The organism is Streptomyces sp. SAS_270 (genome assembly GCF_052543295.1).
Genome location: NZ_JBMNDS010000034.1, coordinates 22,882 through 44,981 on the forward strand (window position 1 = coordinate 22,882; position 22,100 = coordinate 44,981).

Here is a 22,100-nt window from a genome sequence, read left to right on the forward strand (position 1 = left end):
CTCGGGGCGACGGCCTGCGTGTGACCTCCGTGTGATCGGTGCTCGGTCAGCCCACGTCCTGTACCGCCGCGGTCAGCCGGGAGATCGCCGCCAGGTCCGGCAGGCGGCGCAGGCAGGCGACCACCTGGCTGCTCCCGAACTCGCGCTGCGCGGGCGTCACGGCCGGATCGACGGCGCACTCGGCCTGTACACGGATGTAGTTCAGGTCCGTGGCGAAGAGCATCGCGAAGGACTCCGGCCCCTTGATCACCGCACCGCCTCCGGCGCCGCGATAGGCCCGCATCAGTCGCCGCGCGGACCCGGTGTCCGCGTCGCTGCCGCCCGACCATACGTAGAGGGCGCGCGCGAGTTCGCGTTCCGCGGAGGTGGGCCCGGCGTTGTCCCAGTCGAGGAGGACCGGCCCGTCCTTGCGGACGAGAACGTTCTGCGGCTGCAGGTCGAGATGCGACGTCACCAGGTCGCCGGGATCGGCCGGGGTCACCCACCGGGCCAGCTCCGCCGCGGACGTGGCGATGAACCGGCCCAGCTCGTCCGACCACGGCAGCCCGGCCCGCTGGACCTCCTCGTGGAGCTTCTTCCAGTCGGCGTCCTGAGGGCACTGCTCGTACCAGGCGTCCGGCGGCTCGCTCGTGCCCTCCCCCGCCGTGTGCAGGAGCGCCATGGCCCCGCCGAACCAGTCCAGGATCTCCGGATCGGACGCGTCCGTCTTGGTGCCGTCGATCCAGTCGTACAACTTGACGAAGGATCCGTCGGACCCGTCCGAGGACGGGCCGAGCCGTGAGACGTGTGCGCCCTGCCGGTTGAGGATGAGCCGCGGGGACACGATGCCCAGGCTCTCCGCGGCCTGCCGCAGTGCGGCCTCCCGTTCGACCTGTTCCTCGTCGCAGCCGAAGAGCAGTTCCTTGACCGCCCATGAGGAGCCGTTTCCGGAGAGCTTCCAGATCTGGCCCAGGGCGCCGCGGGTGACGGACCGGATCGTCCACGGTCCGGCGCCCAGCGCGTAGGTCTTCGCGATTAAGTCGGCTGTGTCGTGCATACAGATGCCTCTCGGGTGCTGATGACCGGCGTTGACTATAAGCCCGGGAGTGATCCACGGGCGAGCGGCTCCGTCGCGGCGATGAGTTCCGCGGGTGCGGCCGGTCTGCCGTGTATCCCCCTTCCACCGGCCCTTCCACTCCACAGAACGGACGTGATGACGATGGCGAACACCTCCGCCTACGCCAAGGTCAACGGCCTGGAGATGTACTACGAGATCCACGGCGCCGAGCACGACACCGGGCGTCCGCTCGTCCTGCTGCACGGCGGCGTGCTGACCATCGGCCTGTCCTTCGCGGCGGTGCTGCCCGCCCTTGCGGCAGGAAGGCGTGTGGTGGCTCCGGAGCTTCAGGGCCACGGCCGCACCGCCGACACGGAGCGGGCGATGACCGTGCCGAACCTGGCTTCCGACGTGGTGGCGCTGCTCGACGAACTCGGCATCGGGCAGGCGGACTTCCTCGGTTTCAGCCTCGGCGGACTGACCGCCCTGGAGATCGCCGTACGGCACCCCGAGCGGGTGGGCAAGCTCGTGCTCGCCTCCACGCAGTACGCCCAGGACGGCTACCACGACGACGTCCGCACACCCGACTACACCTCGCCGAGGCTGCCGAGCGAGGCCGACTTCCAGGAGATGGCCGAGGCCTACGCGGCCGTCGCGCCCCATCCCGAGCACTTCCAGGACTTCCTCGGCAGGTGCACGGCCGCGGCGCACGCCCCGCTGCCCTGGAGCGCCGACGACCTGCGCGGGCTGGCGATGCCCACGCTGCTGGTCGTGGGGGACACCGACTTCGTACGGGTCGAGCACGCCGCCGAGATGCAGGGCCTCATTCCCGACGCCCGGCTGGCGGTGCTGCCCGCGACCACGCACATCGCCCTGATGCGGCGTACGGAGCTGCTCATGCCGGCGGTGACCGAGTTCCTCGGCTGACCGCCGGGGTGGGCGCGGGCGCTCAGAACACGGACAGTCCGGTCAGTGTGGTGAAGCGGTCCAGGGCGGCGACACCCGCCACCGAGTTGCCACGCTGGTCCAGGCCCGGGCTCCACACACACAGCGTGCAGCGGCCGGGGACGACCGCGATGATGCCGCCGCCGACGCCGCTCTTGCCGGGCAGGCCGACGCGGTAGGCGAAGTCGCCGGCCGCGTCGTACGTGCCGCAGGTGAGCATCACGGCGTTGACCTGCTTGGCCTGGCTGCGGGTGAGCAGCCGGGAGCCGTCGGCGCGGATGCCGTGCCGGGCCAGGAATCCGGTGGCCAGGGCGAGGTCGGCGCAGGACGCCTCGATGGAGCACTGGCGGAAGTACTGCTCCAGGAGGACCGGTACCGGGTTGTCGATGTTGCCGTAGGACGCCATGAAGTGGCCGAGCGCCGCGTTGCGGTCCCCGTGCGCGGCCTCGGAGGCGGCCACGTCCTTGTCGAAGGTGAGCGCGGAGTTGCCGCTCTCGGTGCGCAGGAACTCCAGCAGGGTGCCCGCCGCGTCGCCGGTCTGGGTCTGCAGCCGGTCGGTGACGACGAGGGCGCCCGCGTTGATGAACGGATTGCGCGGGATGCCGTTCTCGTACTCCAGCTGGACCAGAGAGTTGAACGGGTTGCCGGAGGGCTCGCGGCCGACGTGCTCCCACAGCTCGTCGCTCTCGCGGGCCAGGTCGAGGGCGAGGGTGAACACCTTGGTGAGGGACTGGGTGGAGAACGGGTTGCGCCAGTCCCCCACGCCGTACACCGTGCCGTCGAGCTCGGCGACGGCCATGCCGAAGCTGCGCGGGTCGCGGGCGGCCAGCGCCGGGATGTAGTCGGCGGGCCGGCCGCGGCCGGGGGTCTGCGCGATCTCGGTGGCGATGCGCTCCAGGACCGGCTGGAAGGTCAGCGACGGAGACATGATCACCATTGTGCCGTCCCTCCGGTCCTGGTGCTCATCGGGTCAGATCGCCTGCGCGGTGCCGGTGCCGGCGAGCACCTCGGGCCGCAGCAGCGCCTCAAGCCGCTCGGCGGGCAACAGGCCCTTCTCCAGGACGAGTTCGGCCACGCCGCGTCCGGAGGCGAGAGCTTCCTTGGCGATGTCGGTGGCCGCCGTGTAGCCGATGTGCGGGTTGAGGGCGGTGACCAGGCCGATGGAGTTCTCCACCGCGGCGCGCAGTCCCTCCGTGTTTGCGGTGATGCCGTCCACGCAGCGCTCGGCGAGGGTGAGGCAGGCGGCGCGCAGATGGGTGATGCTCTCGGACAGGGAGTGCAGGATGATCGGCTCGAAGGCGTTGAGCTGGAGCTGTCCGGCCTCGGCGGCCATGGTGATGGTGACGTCGTTGCCGATCACCTCGAAGGCGACCTGGTTGACGACCTCGGGGATCACCGGGTTGACCTTGCCGGGCATGATGGACGAACCGGCCTGCACCGGCGGCAGGTTGATCTCGTTGAGGCCGGCCCGCGGCCCCGACGACAGCAGCCGCAGGTCGTTGCAGCTCTTGGAGAGCTTGACGGCGATCCGCTTCAGCACACCCGACATCTGCACGAACGCCCCGCAGTCCTGGGTCGCCTCGACCAGGTTCGCCGCCGTCACCAGCGGCAGTCCGGTGATGTCGGCGAGGTGGCGGCGCGCCGACTCGGCATAGCCGGCGGGGGCGTTGAGGCCGGTGCCGATCGCGGTGGCACCGAGGTTGATCTCGTGGATCAGCTCGACGGCCTCGGCGAGGCGGCTGCGGTCCTCGTCCAGCATGACCGCGAACGCCGAGAACTCCTGGCCGAGCGTCATCGGCACGGCGTCCTGGAGCTGGGTGCGCCCCATCTTCAGTACGTCACGGAACTCGACGGCCTTGCGGGCGAACGCGTCCTGGAGCACGGCCATCGCCTTGAGCAGGCCTCGTACGGCGAAGACCGTGGCGATCTTCACAGCGGTCGGGTAGACGTCGTTGGTGGACTGGCCGAGGTTGACGTCCTCGTTGGGATGCAGGTGCCGGTACTCGCCCTTGGCGTGCCCGAGCAGCTCCAGCGCCCGGTTGGCGATCACCTCGTTGGCGTTCATGTTGGTCGAGGTGCCGGCGCCGCCCTGGATGACGTCGACGACGAACTGGTCGTGCAGCTTGCCGTCGCGGATCTCCCGGCAGGCCTCGACGATCGCGGCGGCCTTCCTCGGTTCGAGCAGGCCGAGGTCCTCGTTGGCGTGCGCGGCGGCCTCCTTGACCGCGGCGAGGGCGTCGATCAGGTGCGGGTAGGCGGAGATCGACGTGCCCGTGATGGGGAAGTTCTCCGTGGCGCGCAGGGAGTGGATGCCCCAGTACGCCTCGGCGGGGACGTCGCGGTCGCCGAGCAGGTCGTGCTCGCTGCGATGGGTTGCGGCGGTCATGTCGGTGCGGGTCTTCCTTCGGGAGGGGGCGGTCGGGCGCAGGGGGCTGAGGAGGGCGTACGAGCGGGGAGGTACCGGTTCGGGATCAGGCCGTACGTGGGCCGGGTGACCGGATCGGGATCAGGCGTACGTGGGCCGGGTCACCGGGTCGAGGGCGCGGGTCGGCCGGAGGCTGCCGACCACGGCGTCGCCGCCGAGCAGCGGGGCCCCGGCGAACTCGGCGAGCGCGACGGGATCGACGCCGGCGCGGGCGAGGGCGGCGGCGGCCACCGGGACGCGGGCCCGGTCGGCACCGTCGGCGATCTTCACGGCGACGGCGCGCCCGTCGGGCAGGGCTGCGACCTGGACGCCTTCGAAGCCGTCCTTGGCGAGCAGCCCCGGTACGGCCCGCATCAGCGCGGCGACGTCACGGCCCGAGCCGGAGGCCATCTCGGCGTGTTCGCGCATCGCGTCGGCCACCTGCGCCTCGGGGGTGCCCGGTGCTGCCGTGGTGATCCGGGCGGCGGCGCGGGCGAGGCCGTGCAGGGAGATCGAGAAGAGCGGCGCGCCGCAGCCGTCGACGGTGACCTGGGCGATCGCCTGGCCGGTGAGGTCCTCGACGATCTCGGCGATGGCCTGTTGCAGGGGGTGCCCGGGGTCCAGGTAGTCGTCGAGCGACCACCCGTTGAGCCGTGCGGTCAGCAGCATGGCCGCGTGCTTGCCGGAACAGTTCTGGGCCAGCCGGGAGGGCAACCGGCCCTCGCGTACCCAGGCCTCCCGGACCACGGGGTCGAAGGGGAGGTCCGGCGCGTTGCGCAAGGCGCTCTCGGGCAGGCCTGCCAGCTCCAGGATGCGCCGGGTGCCGGCCAGATGGCGTTCCTCGCCGGAGTGACTGGCCGCCGCGAGCGACAGCAGCTCGCCGTCCAGCGGCAGCCCGGCCCGCAGCATCGCCACGGCCTGGACGGGCTTCAGTGCCGAGCGGGGGTAGCAGGCGGCCTCGATGTCGCCGATCTGGAGGTCGACGCCACCGTCGGCGGCCAGCACGACCACCGAGCCGTAGTGGATGCCCTCGATGACGCCGCCGCGGACGAGATGGGCGACGGGTGCGTGGAGGGGTTCGCGGATCGCGGGGGCCGCGGAGACCGAACTGCCGTACATCACTGCCTGGTTCACTTTCCTGCCTCGACCTGTATCGCGGCCACGCGGCGGCGCACTCCGTACCAGCCGGCGACGAGCGCGGCGGCGATCAGCGGGAGACACAGCACGGTGGTACGTCCGGCGCCTCCGTCGGCGTACATCAGCACGAGCACGGAGACGAGGAAGCCGATGGTGACGATCTCGGTCCACGGTGAGCCGGGCAGCCGGTAACTCGGCCGGGACAGCTCGCCGTTCTGGGTCTTCCGCCAGAACAGCAGGTGGCAGAGCATGATCATGCCCCAGGTGGAGAGGATGCCGATCGCCGCGAAGTTCAGCACGATCTCGAAGGCGTCGGCGGGGACTACGAAGTTGAGGCCGACGCCGAGGACGCAGATGCCGCTGGTGAGCAGGATGCCGCCGTAGGGGACCTGGCTGCGGCTCATGTGGCCGGTGAACTTCGGTGCGGATCCCGACATCGCCATCGAGCGCAGGATGCGGCCGGTGGAGTACAGGCCGGAGTTGAGCGAGGACATGGCGGCGGTGAGGACGACGAGGTTCATCACGCCGCCCGCGGCCGGGATGCCGATGTTGGAGAGCACCGTGACGAAGGGGCTCTGCGCCGCGCTGTACTTGCTCCAGGGCAGGAGCATCGACAGCAGGACCACGGAGCCGACGTAGAAGAGGCCCACGCGCCACATGATCGAGTTGATCGCCTTCGGCATGATCTTCTCGGGGTTCTCGGTCTCTCCCGCCGCGACGCCGACGAGCTCGACGGAGGCGTAGGCGAAGACGACGCCCTGGATGATCAGCAGCATGGGCAGCAGGCCGTTGGGGAAGATGCCGCCGTTGTCCGTGATCAGGGACGGGCCGGGGTTGTGGCCGTCCACGGGGTGCTGCGTGACCAGCAGGAAGATGCCGATCAGCATGAAGACGACCAGCGCGCTCACCTTGATGATGGCGAACCAGAACTCCAGTTCGCCGAACATTTTCACGGATATCAGGTTCACGGTGAGGACGACGGCGAGAGCGATGAGCGCGATCACCCACTGCGGGATGTCGGAGAACATGCCCCAGTAGTGCGTGTAGAGCGCCACCGCGGTGATGTCGGCGATCCCGGTGGTCGCCCAGTTCAGGAAGTACATCCAGCCCGCGACGTACGCGCCCTTCTCGCCGAGGAACTCGCGGGCGTACGACACGAACGCGCCGGAGGAGGGCCGGTACAGGACCAGCTCACCGAGCGCGCGGACGACGAGGAACGCGAAGATTCCGCAGACGGCGTAGGCGATGAACAGGGAGGGGCCGGCGTCGGCGAGGCGGCCGCCGGCGCCGAGGAAGAGGCCGGTTCCGATGGCGCCGCCGATGGCGATCATGTTGACGTGGCGGGACTTCAGGGACTTGCTGTAGCCGGCGTCTCCGGCGTCGACGTGCGCGGCCGGTTGCCCGGTGGGCAGGGTCTCTTCTTTGAGGAACTGCTCGCTCACGCTTCGGTTCCGCCTTCCGTGGGGGTGTCCGCGTGCGCGGGACGCACGATGTCGGTGAGGGTCGTCTCGACCCGGTCGAGGTGGTGGGACATGGCCTCCACCGCGTCGCCCTCGCTGCCGTCGATGAGGGCCTCGACGATCGCCCGGTGCTCGCGGTTGGACTGCTCGCGCCGGCCGCCGAGCTCGTTGAGGAAGGCCGACTGGCGGGCCAGCGCGTCCCGGATCTCCTCGATGACCCGGCGGAAGACCGGGTTCTGGGCGGCCTGGGCGACGGCGAGATGGAAGAGCGTGTCCATGGCGACCCACGCGGTGGTGTCGGTCTCGTGCTCCATGCGGTCCAGCAGGTGCGCCAGATGGTCGAGGTCCTCCGGCGTGCGCCGCGCGGCGGCGTACCCGGCCACCGGGATCTCGACGTGCCGACGGACTTCCAGCAGGTCACTGGCCGCGTAGTCGCCGAAGGTGGGGTCCTCGACGGCGCTGGCGACGACGAAGGTGCCCTTGCCGGTCTTGGAGACGGTCAGGCCCATGGTCTGCAGGGCCCGCAGGGCCTCGCGCAACACGGGCCGGCTGACCTCGAGAAGACGGCACAGCTCCGCCTCGGAGGGGAGCTTGTCCCCCACCGCGTACTCACCGCGCTCAATGGCGCTGCGCAGATGGCCGAGCACCGCTTCCATGGCGCTGATGCGCCGCGGGCCGGAACCACCTGTCTGGCTGTCTGACAGGTTCACGGGGGTGATCCTCCGGGGGACGAGAGGGGGCTGTCAAGGGACTGGCATTTAAATTTTCACGGGGCGCGATACCTGAATACCGGTATCACGCCCCGTGGACCGCACGAGAGATCGGCCGAGCCCGCCCGTGCCGGGCGGACCGCGAAAGATCAGAGGGTGTTCGACGCCAGCAGGCCGAACAGCAGCACACCGATGACGACCCGGTAGATCACGAACGCGTTGAAGGAGTGCTTGGCGACGAACTTCAGCAGCCAGGCGATCGAGCCGTACGCCACCACGAACGACACGACCGTGCCGACGACCAGCGGGGCCACGCCCACCCCGGTGCCCAGCGCGTCCTTCAGCTCGTACAGGCCCGCGCCGGTCAGGGCGGGGATGCCGAGGAAGAAGGAGAGCCGGGTGGCGGCTACCCGGTCGAGGTCCAGGATGAGCGCGGTGGACATGGTGGCGCCGGAGCGCGAGAAACCCGGGAAGAGCAGGGCGAGGATCTGCGAACTGCCCACCAGCATCGCGTCCTTGAACGAGGTGTCGTCCTCACCGCGCTTGTGCCGGCCCATCTGGTCCGCCGCCCACATCACGGCGCTGCCGGCGATCAGCGAACCCGCCACCACCCACAGCGAGGCGAGCGGCCCCTCGATGAGCGGCTTGGCGGCCAGGCCCACGATCACGATCGGGATGGTCGCGTAGATGACCCACCAGGCGAACTTGTAGTCATGGCTCGTGCGCTCCTCGCGGTCGCGCAGCCCACGGCCCCAGGCGGAGACGATCCGCACGATGTCCTTGAAGAAGTACACGAGGACGGCAGCGATCGCGCCGACCTGGATCACGGCGGAGAATCCCACGACGGCGTCGTCGTCGACGGGGATGTCCATGAGCCCCTCGGCGATCTTGAGGTGGCCGGTGGAGGACACAGGCAGGAATTCGGTCACGCCCTCGATCGCTCCGAGGACGACGGCCTGACCGACGTTGATGACGCTCATGGGATCCAGTTCTGCTCAGAGAAGGAGTGCGGCGGGCACAGTCTTACTACACGGACGTGACGCCCCACGCCCACGCGGGGGTTCCCGCCGCCCACCCCCGCAGGGCCCCAGCCGCACCGAGACTCCCCGAACGCCGCGCCGCGGCCGCCGCTGCGGGCAGCGGGGGCCCGGCACAGGGTCGCCAACGCCGGTGGCCGTGAAGGGGCCGGGGAGACAGTGTCGCGCAGGGTCCCCACCACCCGGTCGGTCAGGTACGCGCAGGCGCACCGACGATCGCACGGATGATCACCAAGAGTCGGCTCACAACCACTTCTTACCTTCCCCGAGGCCTCGCCACGGTCGTCAGCCGGTGGACTCCGGCAGATCGCACACCGCCACGCCGCGCTCCCACAGGCTGCCCAGGACCAGCCGACCGTCGGCCTCGCAGACGCTGGTGACCATACGGAAGGGGGCGCGTCGCCGCTCCAGGTGGTGCAGGGTGCGGCCCTGCTCGTCGACGGCGAGGACGGCGGCGAGGCCCGGAGGCCGGAACGGCGCCCGTACGGCCACCTTCGCGGCGGCGGCACGGACGGCGGGGCCCCGGCGGTGCAGCAGCTCCAGCGGGGGGACGCGGGGCCCGGCGAGTGCCACCCAGATCGGTCCGCCCGGGCTGCGCCACAGGTTGTCCGGCTGCCCCGGCAGATCGTCGGCGAAGACCTCGCTGCGACCGGCCGTCGGTCCGGTGAGCCAGTAGCGGGTGAGCCGGCGGGTGCCTGTCTCGGCGACGACGAGAAAGGACTCGTCGGTTGCCGGCGCGATCCCGTTCGCGAACTGCAGCCCCTCCAGGAGGACTTCGGGTTCCTTGTCGCCGGCTGCGAGGCGCAGCAGCCGTCCGGTCGCGGTGTGCTCGACCAGGTCGCCGATCCACTGCTCCAGGGGGTAACTCCGGCTGGAGACCGTGAAGTAGATGCTGCCGTCGGACAGGGCGACCGCGTTGCTGCAGAACCGGAGCAGCTGTCCTTCCACCGAATCGGCGAGGACGTGCACGGTGCCGTCGTCGAGGCACACCCGCAGCAGGCCGCGCCGGGCATCGCAGACCAACAGGGCGTTGTCCGGGAGGAGTTCGAGCCCCAGGGGCCTGCCGCCGGTGTCGGCGAGCGTCTCGACCCGCACACCGGAGGGGTCCGCGACGCCGTCCAGGCGCAGGATGCGTCCGTCCTCGACTCCGGTCAGCACGCGGCCGCGTCTGTCGGCGACGACGTCCTCGGGGCCGTGACCGCCGATCGCGACGAGGCGTTGGGGCTGGAGGACCTGAGGGCGGTGGGCTGTGCGTAGGTGGGCCATGTCTGCGTAGGCTGCCGCGATCCGCGGGAGGGGGCAAGCGCGCCGCGCGCGGGCCCGGCGGCGGGCGTGACCGGATCGTTCCGGTGGAGGCCTGGATCGGGCCTGCTCCCCGGGCATCGGCGCAGACCAGAATGGGGGACATGAACCGAGCGCTGATCGTCATCGATGTCCAGGAATCCTTCCGTGCCCGCAAGGAGTGGGAGCAGGCCGCCAACCCCAAGATCGCGGATCCGGTCAACCGGCTGGTCCGCCTCGCCCGCGCGAGCGGCGACCTGGTGGTCTGGGTCCTGCACTCCGAGCCCGGCAGCGGAACCGTGTTCGACCCCGCCCTGGGTCACGTACGGCTGATGGAAGAACTGGAGCAGCCGCAGCCCGGCGAACCGGTCCTGCACAAGACCTCCCACAACGCCTTCACCACCACCAATCTGCAGCAGCGGCTGACCGAGGCCGGCGTGCGCGAGCTGTCGGTCTGCGGCATCCGCACCGAGCAGTGCGTGGAGACCACCACCCGGGTCGGCAGCGACCTCGGCTACCGGATGACCTTCGTGACCGACGCGACGACCACCAACCCGATCGGTGACCTCGGCGCGGATGCGATCATCGAGCGCACGGAGGCGGTCCTGCGCGACCGCTTCGCGCGGATCGCCACGGTGGCCGAACTGGAGGCGGAGAGGGGAGCATCCCAGGCGTGAGCCTTGTCGTCTTCGTCCTGCTGCCCGGCGTCCATCTGCTCGATCTGGCCGGTCCGGCCCAGGTCTTCAGTACGGCGGCGGGCTACGGGCTGCCCTACCGCATCGCCTACGTCGGCGAGCAGGAGCAGGTGCACAGCGCCCAGGGACTGCCGCTGACCGCGCGGACCGAATGGCCGGATCTCGGCGCCGACGACCTCGTCATGGTGCCCGGCTGGCGGGCGCCCACCCTGCGGGGCGGCCCGCAACCGGGCCCGGCCACCCTGGAGCGTCTGCGCTCCCACCATGCCGCCGGCGGCACCGTCGCCAGCGTGTGCGCCGGAGCCGAGGCGCTCGGCCTCGCGGGACTGCTGGACGGGCGCCGATGCACCACCCACCACGAGCACCAGGACGAGCTGGCCACCCGCCATCCCCGCGCGATCGTGGTCCGCGACGTGCTGTTCACCACCGACGACCGGGTGGTGACGTCGGCGGGTATCGCCAGCGGCATCGACCTGGCGCTGCATCTGCTGGCCGTACGCCACGGCGCGGCGAGCGCCGCCCAGGTGGCGCGGAACATGGTCGTCTACGCCCGCCGCAACGGCCACGAACCGCAGGCCAGCGCCATGCTGCGGCACCGCTCCCATCTGGACGACACGGTCCACCGCGTCCAGGACCTCATCGACGCGCGGTTCGCCGAGCAGCTTCCGCTGGCCCGGCTGGCGTCCTCCGTCGGCGTCAGCGAGCGCACGCTGACCCGGCTGTTCCACCGCGCCGCCGACGGCCTCACCCCGCTGCGCTATCAGCAGATGCTCCGGCTGGAGCGCGCCGAGCACCTGATCAGCCATGGTGCGACGGTGGAGGGCGCGGCCCGCGAGGTCGGTTTCGAGGACGCCCGGATGCTGCGCCGCCTGCGGCAGCGGGCGCCCTCCGCGAGGTCCGGCGAGGCCGCCCTGAACTGACCGCGGCCGGGCCGGCGCGTCACGCCGAACGGTCCTCCCACTCCTGCCTCAGCTGCCCTCATCTGGGAACTCGTCCGGGTGTCACGGTCGTGACGGACGGTCGTGAAGGGCCGGAGGAGGAGGTGCGACGCGATGCGAGGCAATGGCAGGCCGACACAGCGGAGCGGGCACGGGGCGGGCAGGCCGTCGGGACAGCACGACGGGCAGGCAACGCGCGGCCGATGGCTGTGGAGGTGGCGCAGGAATCCGTTGCGGCGACGCGACGATGTCGTCGAAGGGTGGGTCGTCCTGGGCGTATGGACGGCCATCGCGGTCGGTGCCCCCTTTGTCGGCACGGTCTGCGCGCACTCCACCGAGGACGCCTTCGCCCGGCAGCGCGCCGATCGGCATCCCGTGCAGGCCGTGCTGATGGACAACACGTCGAGCCCGGTACGGGCCGGCTGGGAGGGTACCCGGGTCCGCGCCACGGTCCGCTGGACGGCGGACGGCACCACGCGCACCGACCGGACAATGCTCGATGCGGGACATCGGGTCGGCTCCGAGGTCAAGGTCTGGGTGAACGGTCAGGGCCGGCTCGTCACCCGCCCTCCGTCCGCGACGGAGAGTTCCGTGCAGGCCGACGCGCTCGGCCTGCTGGCCGCGACGGCCTTCGCCGCGCCGGTCTACGCCGGCGGACGCGTCCTGCGCCGTCAGCTGGACCGCCGCCGGATCGACGAGTGGGGCAGGGCGTGGGACCGGGTCGGGCCGCAGTGGGGACGGGAGAAGCGGTGAGCGGTTGCGCCCCGGGCTTCGGCACTCCGAACCGGTGGCGCCGGCCGCACGGCCTCATGGCGCGCAGCAGTGCTCGGTACCGGCGCACCGGAGCGTCAGCCGACCGCGTCGCCGGGCGACACCCGGTGTGCCTCCAGCTCCGGGGCGGCCAGCAACTCGGCGATCAACGCCTCGGACCCGCCGATGTAGGTGCTCACCAGGTCGACGTCGCCGCCCAGGCACCAGGCGCGATCCTCGGGCCACCACAGATCGGGCAGCTCGGCGAACTCGTCCAGGGACACCGGCGAGACGGCTTCGTCCAGCGTTCCGGCGAGCAGTACCTCGTCCCGGCCGGGGGTCTCGAAGGAGGGCAACAGATCGAAGTCCCAGCGGCCGTAGCCGTTCCACAGCCCGAACCAGCAGCGCTCGGGGTTCCGCGTGTGCCGGGCCAGGATCGGGATCAGCGCCCGGGCGACACCTGGCGGGGTGGGCCCCTCCGCCGCGTGTTCGTCCCAGACACCGGGCAGGCCGTAGTCGGCCGCGTTCTGATATTCCCGGTCGGTCCCGATCAGCTCGTGCCAGTTCGTGCCCGGCGCGACCTCACGGCCGTAGGCGGCACCCACCGTCGACCACCGCACCGGCCGCTCCCCCAGTGACGCCGGATGCAGCACCCTCGCGTAGGCGGCGAACCCCGGCGCGGCGACACCCGCCACCGTGCCGAAGTCGCCGTTCCCAGGGGCACGCTCGGTCAGCCAGCGCGCAGGGCCGAGATCGTCGGTCCGCACGCGCAGGCGTCCGTACCGTTCGGGAGCGGGTTCTCGGTGCACCATTCCATAGCTGTCCACCCGCCGAGTCTGCCTGATCCGCCGTCGTCATGCCGCGGTACACCCTCGTCCCGCGGTATGCGGCCGCCGCCGGGCCGGGTGCCGGCGTTGCTACCAGCCCTTCTCGAACAGCCACCGCACATCGGCGATGCGCTCCTCGTCACGGCGGTAGAAGGTGCGGCTCCTGATCCTGGTGGCCCGCAACAGTCCTATTCCGGCGAGGAGTTCGAGGTGTGCGCTGGCCACCGGGCGGCTCACTCCCAGCTTGTCGGCGACCGACTGGGAGCAGACGCCGTCGGTGACGGGGTCGGCGTGGGGCTGCGGTGGGAAGTGCGCGGCGGGGTCCCGGAGCCACTCCAGGATGTCCAGCCGTCTCTCGTTGCTCGGCACCCTCAGCATCTCTTCCCCCTCGGTCGGTCCGGCACCGCGCCGTACGGTCACTGTCTCGCGGCCGGGGGCCGTGTGCCCAGGCCCCAGCGGCCCCGGCCGGGGGCCGAACGGGCAGGGTCGGATGGGCCGTTCGGCCCCCGGCGTGCGCCGTCACGCGCGAAGGGACCCGGCCGCGCCTGGCGACCGGGCCCCTCCTCATGCGTTCAGTCCTTCGTCACCTGCTCAGCGGTGGCTGAACCACGACATGGCGGGCAGCGCCTTGTCGTCGAAGCCGAACAGGGCCTGGTTCTCCCAGCCGTTGCCGGAGGTGGCGTCGGCCGGGTCCCAGCCGTTGCCGGTGACCGCCGTCCAGGTGGCCTCCCAGTAGAAGACACCGAGGCCGCGTCCGTTCGGGACGGCCTCCACGATGCTCGCCACGTCGTTCATCCACGCCGTCTGCCCGGCCGTCGAGGCCGCGTAGCCGGAGACCAGTTCACCGGTGGTGTCGATCTGGTTGGTGAGCGAGTCGTCGCTGTCGAGACGGAAGGGGTAGGCCGTCTCGGCGATGAACACGGGCTTGCCGTAGCGGGAGGCGACGTCGTCGAGCGTGGTCTGCGCCGCGGCGAGCGTGCCGTGCCAGTAGCCGTAGTACGACAGGCCGACCGCGTCGTAGTTGATCCCGTACGTCTTCGCGTTGTCGAACCACCAGCGGACGGTGGCGTCGTCACCCGCGTTGGCCAGGTGCAGAGCCACCACGGTGGAGGAGGAGACCGCCTTGGCCGCGCTGTAGCCGGAGTTGAGCAGCCCGGCGAGTTGCGACCAGTTGTCGGTGGAGCCCTCGGACCAGAGCATGCCGCCGTTGATCTCGTTGCCGACCTGCACCATGTCGGCGGTGGTGCCCTGCGCCTTGAGGGCGTTCAGGACGTCGTACGTGTGGTTGTAGACGTCCGTCTTGAGCTGGCTGTAGGTGTGTCCGGACCAGGCTGCGGGCTTGGTCTGCTTGCCCGGGTCGGCCCAGGTGTCGGAGTAGTGGAAGTCGACCAGCAGCTTCATGCCCTGCGCCTTGATGCGCTTGGCCATGGCGAGGACGCGCGTCTTGTTGTTGTAGCCGTCGGCGGGGTTCACCCAGACCTTCAGGCGCGCGTAGTTCATGCCGGAGGACTTCAGGACGGTGAGCGCGTCGGTCGTGGTGCCGGAGCTGCTCTTGTACACGCCGCCCAGCGCCTCGCTCTTGGCGAGGGAGGAGATGTCGGCGCCCTTGATGCTCAGGCCCGTCGTGCCGGAGGCGAACGTCAGGTCGTCGACGTTGATCCAGTTGCCCGCGTTGGCATCGGAGTTGATGCTGATCGTGCACTGGTTGTTCGTCACCGCGATGGAGGTGACGATCCGGACCCAGCCGCTGCTGGACACCGGCAGCCCGGTGCGCTGCTCGGTGCTGCCGCAGTTCTTCAGCGCGATGTACGCCGAGTTCTGGCCGCCGCCGGAGCGGACCCAGGCGGTGAGGGTGTAGTTCCCGTTGGTCAGCCCGGAGAGGTACTGGTACGTCTCCACCTTGTAGGCGGCGGACGAGTAGTGGGTGAGGCGGTAACTGCCGCTGTGGCCACCGGACTCGGTGAAGGAGGCGGCGTTCTGGCCGCCCGCCGAGTACGTCGACCAGCCGGTCGGCGTGGCGGTTCCGGTGCCGTTCGACTCGAAGCCGCCGTTGGTGAGCGTGGAGGCGGCCTGGGCGGTGGTGACCGGCAGAGTGACAAGGGCCAGCCCCGCGAACAGCGGTATCAGCAGGGCCCGTAGAGCGCGTCTCGCGTGGAACATCGTCGTCCCTTCGACGAAGGTGGGGAGACTGGGGGTGTGGGGCGGCGCCGCGCCCGAAGGTCGGGGCCCGGCGCCCCCCGTCCGACCGGATGTCCCCCCAGGAGTCCGGTCGGGGTCTTGTGGGCGGGGATCAGCCGTCGAGTCGTACGACCCTGACGGCTCCCGAGGGCACGGACAGGCGCCCGGCGGCGCGTTCGCCGGTGAGCAGTTCCGTGCCGTGCGCGTCGAGGGGCACCTTGGCGTCGAGCGCGGAGTGGTTGATCGCGAACAGGAAGGTGCCCGACTCGCCGGTGCGGTGCACCAGTTCGACGTCGCGGGGCAGGTCGGCGCGTGGCGCGAGACGGGCGTCGTCGGCGGCCCAGCCGATGAGGGCGTCCAGCCCCTGCGCGGCCAGTCGGGTGGAGACGTACCAGGCCGAGCCCTTGCCGTGCCGGTGCCGGGTGATGGCGGGATGGCCGGCGGTCAGACCGTCGGCGTACGTCCACACGGTCTCGGCGCCGCGCGGCACCACGAACTCGGTCCACACATCGCCGCCGAGCTCGGAGCCGTCGGGGCCGGTGATGCGGACGCGGTCGTCCTTGAGCAGCGGCGAGAACTCCTCGACGGTCAGGCCGAGTACATCACGCAGGGGGCCGGGGTAGGGACCCTCGTGCACGGCGTCGTGCTCGTCGACGATGCCGGAGAAGTACGAGACGACGAGGGTGCCGCCGTTCTCGACGTACTCCCTGAGGTTGTTCCCGGCGGCCTCGGTCATCAGGTACAGCGCGGGCACGACGACAAGGGGATAGGCCGACAAGTCGGCTTCCGGGTGGGCGAAGTCGACGGTCAGGTGGCGGTCGTAGAGCGCCTCGTAGAACGCGTCGGCGCGCTCGCGCGGGTCGTGGTCCTCGCTGGGGCGCCAGTCGAGGGTCTGCGCCCACCAGGAGTGCCAGTCCCACAGGACGGCCACGTCGGCCTGGGTGCGGGTGCCCCGGACGGTGCTCAACGAGTCGAGGGAGGCGCCGAGTTCGACCACCTCGCGCCACACCCGTGAGTCCGTGCCGGCGTGCGGCAGCATCGAGGAGTGGAACTTCTCGGCGCCGCGCCGGGACTGGCGCCACTGGAAGAACATGGCGCCCTCGGAGCCGCGCGCCACATGGGCGAGGGAGTTGCGCGCCATCTGGCCGGGGGCCTTCGCGGGGTTGCGGGCCTGCCAGTTGATCCCCGAGGTGGAGTGTTCGAGCAGCAGCCAGGGGGCGCCGCCGGCCACCGAGCGGGTGAGGTCGGCGGCCATCGCGAGGTTCACATGGGTGCGGCGGCCGTCGGTGATCAGGTAGTGGTCGTTGGTGACCAGATCGACCTCGCGGCCCCAGGCCCAGTAGTCGACGGAGTCGCACTGGCTGAGCGCGGTCATGAAGTTGGTGGTCACCGGGATGCCGGGCGCGAGGCGGTGCAGGATGTCCCGCTCGGCCACGAAGTTCTCGCGCATGGTGGCGTCGGCGAACCGCTTGTAGTCCAGCGCCTGGGCGGGGTTGCCGACGGTGGGAGTCGTCCGGGGCGGGTTGACCTGCTCGAAGTCCGTGTAGCGCTGGCCCCAGAAGGCGGTCCCCCAGGCCTCGTTGAGCGCCTCGACGGTCTCGTACGTCGCGCCCAGCCAGCGGCGGAAGTGCGCGGCGCAGGAGTCGCAGTAGCAGGCGGAGACGGGGACGCCGTACTCGTTGTGGACGTGCCACAGGGCGAGCGCCGGGTGGTCGGCGTACCGGGTGGCGAGCCGCGTGGTGATGTCGGCGGCCGCGGCACGGTAGTCGGCGTTGCTGTGGCAGATGGCGCCGCGCGAGCCGAACTCGTAGCGGGTGCCGTCGGCGGCCACCGGCAGCGCGTCCGGGTGCTCGCGGTAGAACCACACCGGCGGGGCGACCGTCGGGGTCCCGAGGTCGGCGCGGATGCCGTTGTCGTGGAGCAGGTCGAGCAGCCGGTCGAGCCAGCCGAAGTCGTGGGCGCCGCGCTCGGGCTCGAGCATCGCCCAGGAGAAGATCCCGACGCTCACCATCGTGACGCCCGCCTCGCGCATCAGCCGGACGTCTTCATGCCAGACGTGTTCCGGCCACTGCTCAGGGTTGTAGTCCCCTCCGAAGGCGAGCCGGGTGAGGCCCTTCGGGGTGGTCTCCGGCATGGATCTCTCCCGTGAAGTCGATCATTTGGGAACGTGCACACACATCGCCGACGGCGAGAGCCCAACATAACCGCACAGCAACAACCATTGACAAGTGTCCGGGATGTTTCTCTACTGTGAACGCTCACAGACATAGTGCAGGTCTTTGCGCCAAGCATTGATCCTGGTTATGTGAACGCTCACAGAAGCATGGCAGGCCTCCGCAGCAGGCGGAGACCCAGGTCAGGGGAGAACGATCCATGCCCAACACGAAGCTCAGCCGCCTCGTGGCCACCGCCCTCGCCGTCACGCTCGGCGCCACCGCCCTCGCCGCTTGCGGCTCGTCCGACAAGGACAGCGACAGCGACGCCCAGTCCGGGCCCGCCTCGCTGACCTACTGGACCTGGACCCCGGGCATGGACAAGGTCGCGGACCTGTGGAACAAGGGGCCGGGGAAGAAGCAGCAGATCACGGTGACCGTGAAGAAGCAGGCGTCCGGCGACACGCTGGTCACCAAGATCCTCACGGCGCACAAGGCGAAGAAGGCCCCGGACCTGGTCCAGGCCGAGTACCAGGCCCTGCCGACCCTGGTCAGCAATGACGCGCTCGCCGACATCGCGGGCGACGTGAAGGACGCGAAGTCCGACTTCGCCGACGGCGTCTGGCAGCAGACCACGCTCGGCACGGACGCGGTCTACGCGATCCCGCAGGACATCGGCCCGATGATGTTCTACTACCGCCAGGACCTCTTCAAGAAGTACGGCCTGAAGGTTCCGACGACCTGGGACGAGTTCGCCGAGACCGCCCGCGCCCTGAAGAAGAAGGCCCCGGACAAGGACCTGACCACCTTCTCCGCCAACGACTCCGGCCTCTTCGCCGGTCTCGCCCAACAGGCCGGCGCCAAGTGGTGGACGACCTCGGGCGAGAAGTGGAAGGTCGGCATCGACGACGCGGCGTCGAAGAAGGTCGCCGACTTCTGGGGCGGCCTCGTCAAGGAGGGCGCGATCGACAACCAGCCGATGTACACACCGTCCTGGAACAAGGCGCTGAACACCGGCAAGCAGATCGCCTGGGTCAGCGCGGTCTGGGCGCCCGGCACCCTGACCACGGCGGCCCCCGACACCAAGGGCAAGTGGGCGATGGCCCCGCTGCCGCAGTGGTCCGCCTCGGAGAAGGTCACCGGCAGCTGGGGCGGCTCCTCCACGGCCGTCACCACGGACTCGAACCACAAGGCGGCCGCCGCGAAGTTCGCCGCCTGGCTGAACACCGACCCCGAGGCGCTGACCGCGCTGGCGAAGGAGGGCGGCATCTACCCCGCCGCCACGACCGCGCAGACCAGTGACGCCTTCGCCCAGCCGCCGGCCTTCTTCTCGAACCAGTCGGACTTCTACGCCCAGGCCTCCGAGATCGCGAAGTCCACGGCGCCCTCGGCCTGGGGCCCGAACGTGAACGTCGCCTACACGACCTTCAAGGACGCGTTCGGCGCCGCCGCCAAGAACAAGTCGGACTTCTCCGCCGCCCTGACCAAGATGCAGGGCGACACGGTCGCCGACCTCAAGAAGCAGGGCTTCGAGGTCGCCGAGTGACCACGGCACGCCGGAAAGCGTACGGGGTCAGGACGGCCCCGTACGCTTTCCTCCTCCCCGCGACGATCCTGTTCGCCCTGTTCTTCGCGCTGCCCATCGGGTACGCGCTCTGGCTCAGCCTCCACAAGGTGCACGTCTCAGGCCTCGGCCTGGGCTCGGGTGCCCGCAAGGAGGTCTGGGCCGGCCTGGAGAACTACAAGGACGCCCTGAGCGACTCCGAGCTCCTCGACGGCGCGCTGCGCGTGGTCGGCTACGGCGCCATCGTGGTCCCGGTGATGCTCGGGCTCGCCCTGCTCTTCGCGCTGATGCTCGACACGGACAAGGTGCGGCTCGCGCCCTTCACCCGGCTCGCGATCTTCCTGCCGTACGCCATCCCCGGCGTCGTGGCGGCGCTGCTGTGGGGCTTCCTGTACCTGCCGGACGTCAGCCCGTTCTACTTCGTCCTCGACAAGCTGGGGATGCCGCAGCCGGACCTGCTGGACGGCGGCCCGCTCTACCTCGCGCTGTCGAACATCGCGGTCTGGGGCGGCACCGGCTTCAACATGATCGTCATCTACACCTCACTGAGGGCCATCCCGGTCGAGGTGTACGAGGCGGCGAAGCTGGACGGGGCCACCCCGCTGCAGGTCGCGCTGAAGATCAAGATCCCGATGGTGGCGCCCTCGCTGGTACTCACCTTCTTCTTCTCGATCATCGCGACGCTCCAGGTGTTCAGCGAGCCGACCACCCTCAAACCGCTCACCAACTCCGTTCCCACGACCTGGAGTCCGCTGATGAAGGTGTACCAGGACGCCTTCGGCAAGGGCGACATCTACTCGGCCGCAGCGGAGGCGACGATCATCGCCCTCGTCACGCTCGTCCTGTCCTTCGGATTCCTGCGCGCCGCGAACTCCCGTAACAAGCAGGAGGAAGCACGATGAGTTCTCTTGCCACCGGCGACATCCGCAAGGCCGCCCCGGCGGCCGGCACCACGCCCGGCACCGCCCAGGGTCCGCCGCTGCGCCGCCGGATCGCGCTCGTCCCCACGCTGACTTTGCTGCTGGGCGCGCTGTACTGCCTGCTGCCGGTCGCCTGGGTGGTGATCGCGGCCACCAAGTCGGGCCGTGAGCTGTTCTCGACGTTCACGTTCCTGCCGGGCACCGGCTTCACCCAGAACATCAAGGACCTCAACGCCTACCGCGACGGCGTCTACTGGAAGTGGATGGGCAACTCCGCCCTCTACGCGGGCCTGGGCGCCCTCCTGTCGACGGCCGTCTCGGCGCTCAGCGGTTACGCCCTCGCCGTCTACCGCTTCCGCGGCCGCGAGACCGTCTTCAGCGTGCTCATGGCGGGCGTGCTCATGCCGCCGGTGATCCTCGCGATCCCGCAGTACCTGCTGCTGGCCAAGGCGGACATCACCGACTCGTACGCCTCCGTGCTCCTGCCCCTCATCCTCTCCCCCTACGGCGTGTACCTCGCCCGGATCTACGCGGCCGCGGCCGTGCCCGGTGACGTGGTGGAGGCCGGGCGGATGGACGGGGCGAGCGAGTGGCGGATCTTCACGCGGATCGCGCTGCCGATGATGGTGCCCGGACTGGTGACGGTGTTCCTGTTCCAGTTCGTGGCGGTGTGGAACAACTTCCTGCTGCCGTACATCATGCTCAGCGACGACGAGAAGTTCCCGATCACACTGGGCCTGTTCACCCTGCTGGAGCAGGGCGCCAACACCCCCGCCCTGTACACGCTGGTCATCACCGGCGCGCTGTTGGCGGTGCTCCCGCTGATCGCCCTGTTCCTGGTCATCCAGCGGTTCTGGAGCCTCGACCTGCTGTCCGGGGCCGTAAAGTCATGACCATGAGCAACACGGGGGGCAGGCGCAAACCGCCGACGATCCACGACGTGGCGCGTGAGGCGGGGGTCTCGCGCGGCACCGTGTCACGGGTGCTCAACGGCGGCCACTATGTGAGCCCCGCCGCCCAGGAGGCGGTCAACGCCGCCATCCACCGCACGGGTTACGTGGTGAACCGGCACGCCCGCTCGCTGATCACCGGGCGTTCCGACTCGATCGGCTTCCTGCTGACCGAGCCTCAGGAGCGGTTCTTCGAGGACCCCAACTTCAATGTCCTGCTGCGTGGTTGCACGCAGGCGCTGGCCGCCCACGACGTCCCGCTCCTGCTGATGCTGGCCGGGACCGAGGACGAACGGCGGCGTATAACGCGGTACATCACCGCGGGTCACGTCGACGGCGTGCTGCTGGTCTCCAGTCACTCCGGCGACCCGGTCGCCGAGGAGCTGCGCGAGGCCGGGGTGCCGCTGGTCGCCTGCGGCAAGCCGATCGGCCTGGGTTCCAAGGTGAGTTACGTCGCCGCGGACGACCGTGACGGCGCCCGCGACATGGTCCAGCACTTGCTGTCGCTGGGCCGTCGCCGCATCGGCATGGTCACGGGTCCGCTCGACACCCCCGGTGGCGTGGAGCGTCTGGCGGGCTACCGCGAGGTGCTGTCCGCCGCGGGCATCGAGCCCGATGACCGCCTCATCGCCTCCGGCGACTACAGCCGGGCCAGCGGTGAGGCCGGCGCCGAGCAACTCCTCGCGCGGGTCCCGGACATGGACGCCGTCTTCGTGGCCTCCGACCTGATGGCGCAGGGCGTACTGGCGGCCCTGCGCAAGGCCGGGCTGCGGGTGCCGGAGGACGTGTCGGTCGGCGGCTTCGACGACTCCCCCGCCGCGACGGCGGCCAACCCCGCCCTCACCACCATCCGCCAGCCCTGGGACCGCATCAGCAACGAGATGGTGCGCGTCCTGCTCGCCCAGATAGGGGGCGAGGACCCGGCGGCGGTGATCCTGCCGACGGAACTGGTGCGGCGGCAGTCGACCTGAGCGAGTGGTGGGCGGCCGCGGCCGTGTCGCCCACCACCGTCGGCCAAGGCGTCGACCGGTCAGGATCGAAGAAGCCACCGGGCGCTCCGCGGACCTAACGTGAAGGAGCCGACGACAACACGTCGGCACGCCGGACAACGGCAC

Annotated in this window: 20 protein-coding genes; 8 read left to right on the forward strand and 12 right to left on the reverse strand. The window is 70.4% G+C overall.

From position 1 onward, the window contains the following. Positions 1–46: 46 nt before the first annotated feature. The gene (locus tag ACN6LB_RS22550; protein ID WP_445027503.1) at positions 47–1,036 is read right to left on the reverse strand and encodes a phosphotransferase enzyme family protein; all 990 of its coding nucleotides are present in this window, start codon (positions 1,034–1,036) and stop codon (positions 47–49) included. 162 nt (positions 1,037–1,198) lie between these two features. On the opposite strand from ACN6LB_RS22550, the gene ACN6LB_RS22555 reads away from it, so the two are divergent. Then, positions 1,199–1,963 carry an alpha/beta fold hydrolase gene (locus tag ACN6LB_RS22555; RefSeq protein ID WP_445027504.1) on the forward strand — a complete coding sequence of 255 codons (765 nt, stop codon included), beginning with the start codon at positions 1,199–1,201 and terminating at the stop codon, positions 1,961–1,963. Positions 1,964–1,985: 22 nt separating this feature from the next. Here ACN6LB_RS22555 and ACN6LB_RS22560 read toward each other — a convergent pair whose 3' ends face one another. The 7 genes from ACN6LB_RS22560 to ACN6LB_RS22590 all read right to left on the reverse strand — a co-directional run bounded on the left by ACN6LB_RS22560 (position 1,986) and on the right by ACN6LB_RS22590 (position 9,995). Next, the gene (locus ACN6LB_RS22560; protein WP_445027505.1) at positions 1,986–2,918 is read right to left on the reverse strand and encodes a glutaminase; all 933 of its coding nucleotides are present in this window, start codon (positions 2,916–2,918) and stop codon (positions 1,986–1,988) included. Between the two features lie 33 nt (positions 2,919–2,951). Then, positions 2,952–4,367 (reverse strand): aspartate ammonia-lyase, encoded by a 1,416-nt coding sequence (aspA, locus tag ACN6LB_RS22565; protein ID WP_445027506.1) that lies wholly within the window; start codon positions 4,365–4,367, stop codon positions 2,952–2,954. 120 nt (positions 4,368–4,487) lie between these two features. Then, on the reverse strand, positions 4,488–5,504 hold the full coding sequence (locus ACN6LB_RS22570) for an asparaginase (protein WP_445027563.1): 1,017 nt from the start codon (positions 5,502–5,504) through the stop codon (positions 4,488–4,490). Positions 5,505–5,515: 11 nt separating this feature from the next. Further along, positions 5,516–6,964 (reverse strand): amino acid permease, encoded by a 1,449-nt coding sequence (locus tag ACN6LB_RS22575; protein WP_445027507.1) that lies wholly within the window; start codon positions 6,962–6,964, stop codon positions 5,516–5,518. After that, positions 6,961–7,638 (reverse strand): FadR/GntR family transcriptional regulator, encoded by a 678-nt coding sequence (locus tag ACN6LB_RS22580; RefSeq protein WP_356139243.1) that lies wholly within the window; start codon positions 7,636–7,638, stop codon positions 6,961–6,963. Before ACN6LB_RS22580 ends, ACN6LB_RS22575 begins: the two co-directional genes overlap by 4 nt. 203 nt (positions 7,639–7,841) lie before the next feature. Continuing rightward, the gene (locus ACN6LB_RS22585; protein WP_445027508.1) at positions 7,842–8,672 is read right to left on the reverse strand and encodes an undecaprenyl-diphosphate phosphatase; all 831 of its coding nucleotides are present in this window, start codon (positions 8,670–8,672) and stop codon (positions 7,842–7,844) included. Between the two features lie 342 nt (positions 8,673–9,014). Continuing rightward, the gene (locus ACN6LB_RS22590; protein WP_445027509.1) at positions 9,015–9,995 is read right to left on the reverse strand and encodes an SMP-30/gluconolactonase/LRE family protein; all 981 of its coding nucleotides are present in this window, start codon (positions 9,993–9,995) and stop codon (positions 9,015–9,017) included. Positions 9,996–10,135: 140 nt separating this feature from the next. Here ACN6LB_RS22590 and ACN6LB_RS22595 point away from each other — a divergent pair, with 140 nt between their 5' ends. From ACN6LB_RS22595 to ACN6LB_RS22605, 3 genes are all read left to right on the forward strand, one after another. After that, positions 10,136–10,687, forward strand: coding sequence for a cysteine hydrolase family protein (locus tag ACN6LB_RS22595; protein ID WP_445027510.1), 552 nt, complete (start codon positions 10,136–10,138; stop codon positions 10,685–10,687). Continuing rightward, the gene (locus tag ACN6LB_RS22600; protein WP_445027511.1) at positions 10,684–11,625 is read left to right on the forward strand and encodes a GlxA family transcriptional regulator; all 942 of its coding nucleotides are present in this window, start codon (positions 10,684–10,686) and stop codon (positions 11,623–11,625) included. The genes ACN6LB_RS22595 and ACN6LB_RS22600 overlap by 4 nt, the downstream gene beginning before the upstream one ends. Before the next feature lie 225 nt (positions 11,626–11,850). After that, a complete protein-coding gene (locus ACN6LB_RS22605) occupies positions 11,851–12,396 on the forward strand; it encodes an Rv1733c family protein (RefSeq protein ID WP_445027564.1) in 546 nt (181 codons plus the stop codon). A 95-nt stretch (positions 12,397–12,491) separates the two neighbouring features. On the opposite strand, the gene ACN6LB_RS22610 is transcribed toward ACN6LB_RS22605, so the two are convergent. The 4 genes from ACN6LB_RS22610 to ACN6LB_RS22625 all read right to left on the reverse strand — a co-directional run bounded on the left by ACN6LB_RS22610 (position 12,492) and on the right by ACN6LB_RS22625 (position 17,532). Beyond that, complete coding sequence (locus ACN6LB_RS22610; protein WP_445027512.1) at positions 12,492–13,220, reverse strand: hypothetical protein; 729 nt, start codon at positions 13,218–13,220, stop codon at positions 12,492–12,494. 90 nt (positions 13,221–13,310) lie between these two features. Further along, a complete protein-coding gene (locus ACN6LB_RS22615) occupies positions 13,311–13,598 on the reverse strand; it encodes an ArsR/SmtB family transcription factor (RefSeq protein WP_445027513.1) in 288 nt (95 codons plus the stop codon). Between the two features lie 213 nt (positions 13,599–13,811). Next, positions 13,812–15,380 (reverse strand): glycoside hydrolase family 53 protein, encoded by a 1,569-nt coding sequence (locus tag ACN6LB_RS22620; protein WP_445027514.1) that lies wholly within the window; start codon positions 15,378–15,380, stop codon positions 13,812–13,814. A gap of 130 nt (positions 15,381–15,510) precedes the next feature. Next, complete coding sequence (locus ACN6LB_RS22625) at positions 15,511–17,532, reverse strand: beta-galactosidase (RefSeq protein ID WP_445027515.1); 2,022 nt, start codon at positions 17,530–17,532, stop codon at positions 15,511–15,513. Positions 17,533–17,771: 239 nt separating this feature from the next. On the opposite strand from ACN6LB_RS22625, the gene ACN6LB_RS22630 reads away from it, so the two are divergent. The 4 genes from ACN6LB_RS22630 to ACN6LB_RS22645 are packed head-to-tail and all read left to right on the forward strand — an operon-like array spanning position 17,772 to position 21,956. Continuing rightward, positions 17,772–19,097, forward strand: coding sequence for an extracellular solute-binding protein (locus ACN6LB_RS22630; protein ID WP_445027516.1), 1,326 nt, complete (start codon positions 17,772–17,774; stop codon positions 19,095–19,097). Then, positions 19,094–20,017 (forward strand): carbohydrate ABC transporter permease, encoded by a 924-nt coding sequence (locus ACN6LB_RS22635; protein ID WP_445027517.1) that lies wholly within the window; start codon positions 19,094–19,096, stop codon positions 20,015–20,017. Before ACN6LB_RS22630 ends, ACN6LB_RS22635 begins: the two co-directional genes overlap by 4 nt. Next, a complete protein-coding gene (locus ACN6LB_RS22640; RefSeq protein ID WP_445027518.1) occupies positions 20,014–20,928 on the forward strand; it encodes a carbohydrate ABC transporter permease in 915 nt (304 codons plus the stop codon). The genes ACN6LB_RS22635 and ACN6LB_RS22640 overlap by 4 nt, the downstream gene beginning before the upstream one ends. After that, positions 20,925–21,956, forward strand: a complete 1,032-nt coding sequence (locus ACN6LB_RS22645) for a LacI family DNA-binding transcriptional regulator (RefSeq protein ID WP_445027519.1) — start codon at positions 20,925–20,927, stop codon at positions 21,954–21,956. The genes ACN6LB_RS22640 and ACN6LB_RS22645 overlap by 4 nt, the downstream gene beginning before the upstream one ends. Positions 21,957–22,100: the final 144 nt, after the last annotated feature.

What these genes read in the sequence shown, in the direction of transcription:
- ACN6LB_RS22550 (WP_445027503.1), bottom strand. Translation starts at nt 1,036, where the DNA reads ATGCACGACACAGCCGACTTAATCGCGAAGACCTACGCGCTGGGCGCC.
- ACN6LB_RS22555 (WP_445027504.1), top strand. Translation starts at nt 1,199, where the DNA reads ATGGCGAACACCTCCGCCTACGCCAAGGTCAACGGCCTGGAGATGTAC.
- ACN6LB_RS22560 (WP_445027505.1), bottom strand. Translation starts at nt 2,918, where the DNA reads ATGGTGATCATGTCTCCGTCGCTGACCTTCCAGCCGGTCCTGGAGCGC.
- aspA (WP_445027506.1), bottom strand. Translation starts at nt 4,367, where the DNA reads ATGACCGCCGCAACCCATCGCAGCGAGCACGACCTGCTCGGCGACCGC.
- ACN6LB_RS22570 (WP_445027563.1), bottom strand. Translation starts at nt 5,504, where the DNA reads ATGTACGGCAGTTCGGTCTCCGCGGCCCCCGCGATCCGCGAACCCCTC.
- ACN6LB_RS22580 (WP_356139243.1), bottom strand. Translation starts at nt 7,638, where the DNA reads ATGGAAGCGGTGCTCGGCCATCTGCGCAGCGCCATTGAGCGCGGTGAG.
- ACN6LB_RS22585 (WP_445027508.1), bottom strand. Translation starts at nt 8,672, where the DNA reads ATGAGCGTCATCAACGTCGGTCAGGCCGTCGTCCTCGGAGCGATCGAG.
- ACN6LB_RS22590 (WP_445027509.1), bottom strand. Translation starts at nt 9,995, where the DNA reads ATGGCCCACCTACGCACAGCCCACCGCCCTCAGGTCCTCCAGCCCCAA.
- ACN6LB_RS22595 (WP_445027510.1), top strand. Translation starts at nt 10,136, where the DNA reads ATGAACCGAGCGCTGATCGTCATCGATGTCCAGGAATCCTTCCGTGCC.
- ACN6LB_RS22615 (WP_445027513.1), bottom strand. Translation starts at nt 13,598, where the DNA reads ATGCTGAGGGTGCCGAGCAACGAGAGACGGCTGGACATCCTGGAGTGG.
- ACN6LB_RS22620 (WP_445027514.1), bottom strand. Translation starts at nt 15,380, where the DNA reads ATGTTCCACGCGAGACGCGCTCTACGGGCCCTGCTGATACCGCTGTTC.
- ACN6LB_RS22625 (WP_445027515.1), bottom strand. Translation starts at nt 17,532, where the DNA reads ATGCCGGAGACCACCCCGAAGGGCCTCACCCGGCTCGCCTTCGGAGGG.
- ACN6LB_RS22630 (WP_445027516.1), top strand. Translation starts at nt 17,772, where the DNA reads ATGCCCAACACGAAGCTCAGCCGCCTCGTGGCCACCGCCCTCGCCGTC.
- ACN6LB_RS22640 (WP_445027518.1), top strand. Translation starts at nt 20,014, where the DNA reads ATGAGTTCTCTTGCCACCGGCGACATCCGCAAGGCCGCCCCGGCGGCC.
- ACN6LB_RS22645 (WP_445027519.1), top strand. Translation starts at nt 20,925, where the DNA reads ATGACCATGAGCAACACGGGGGGCAGGCGCAAACCGCCGACGATCCAC.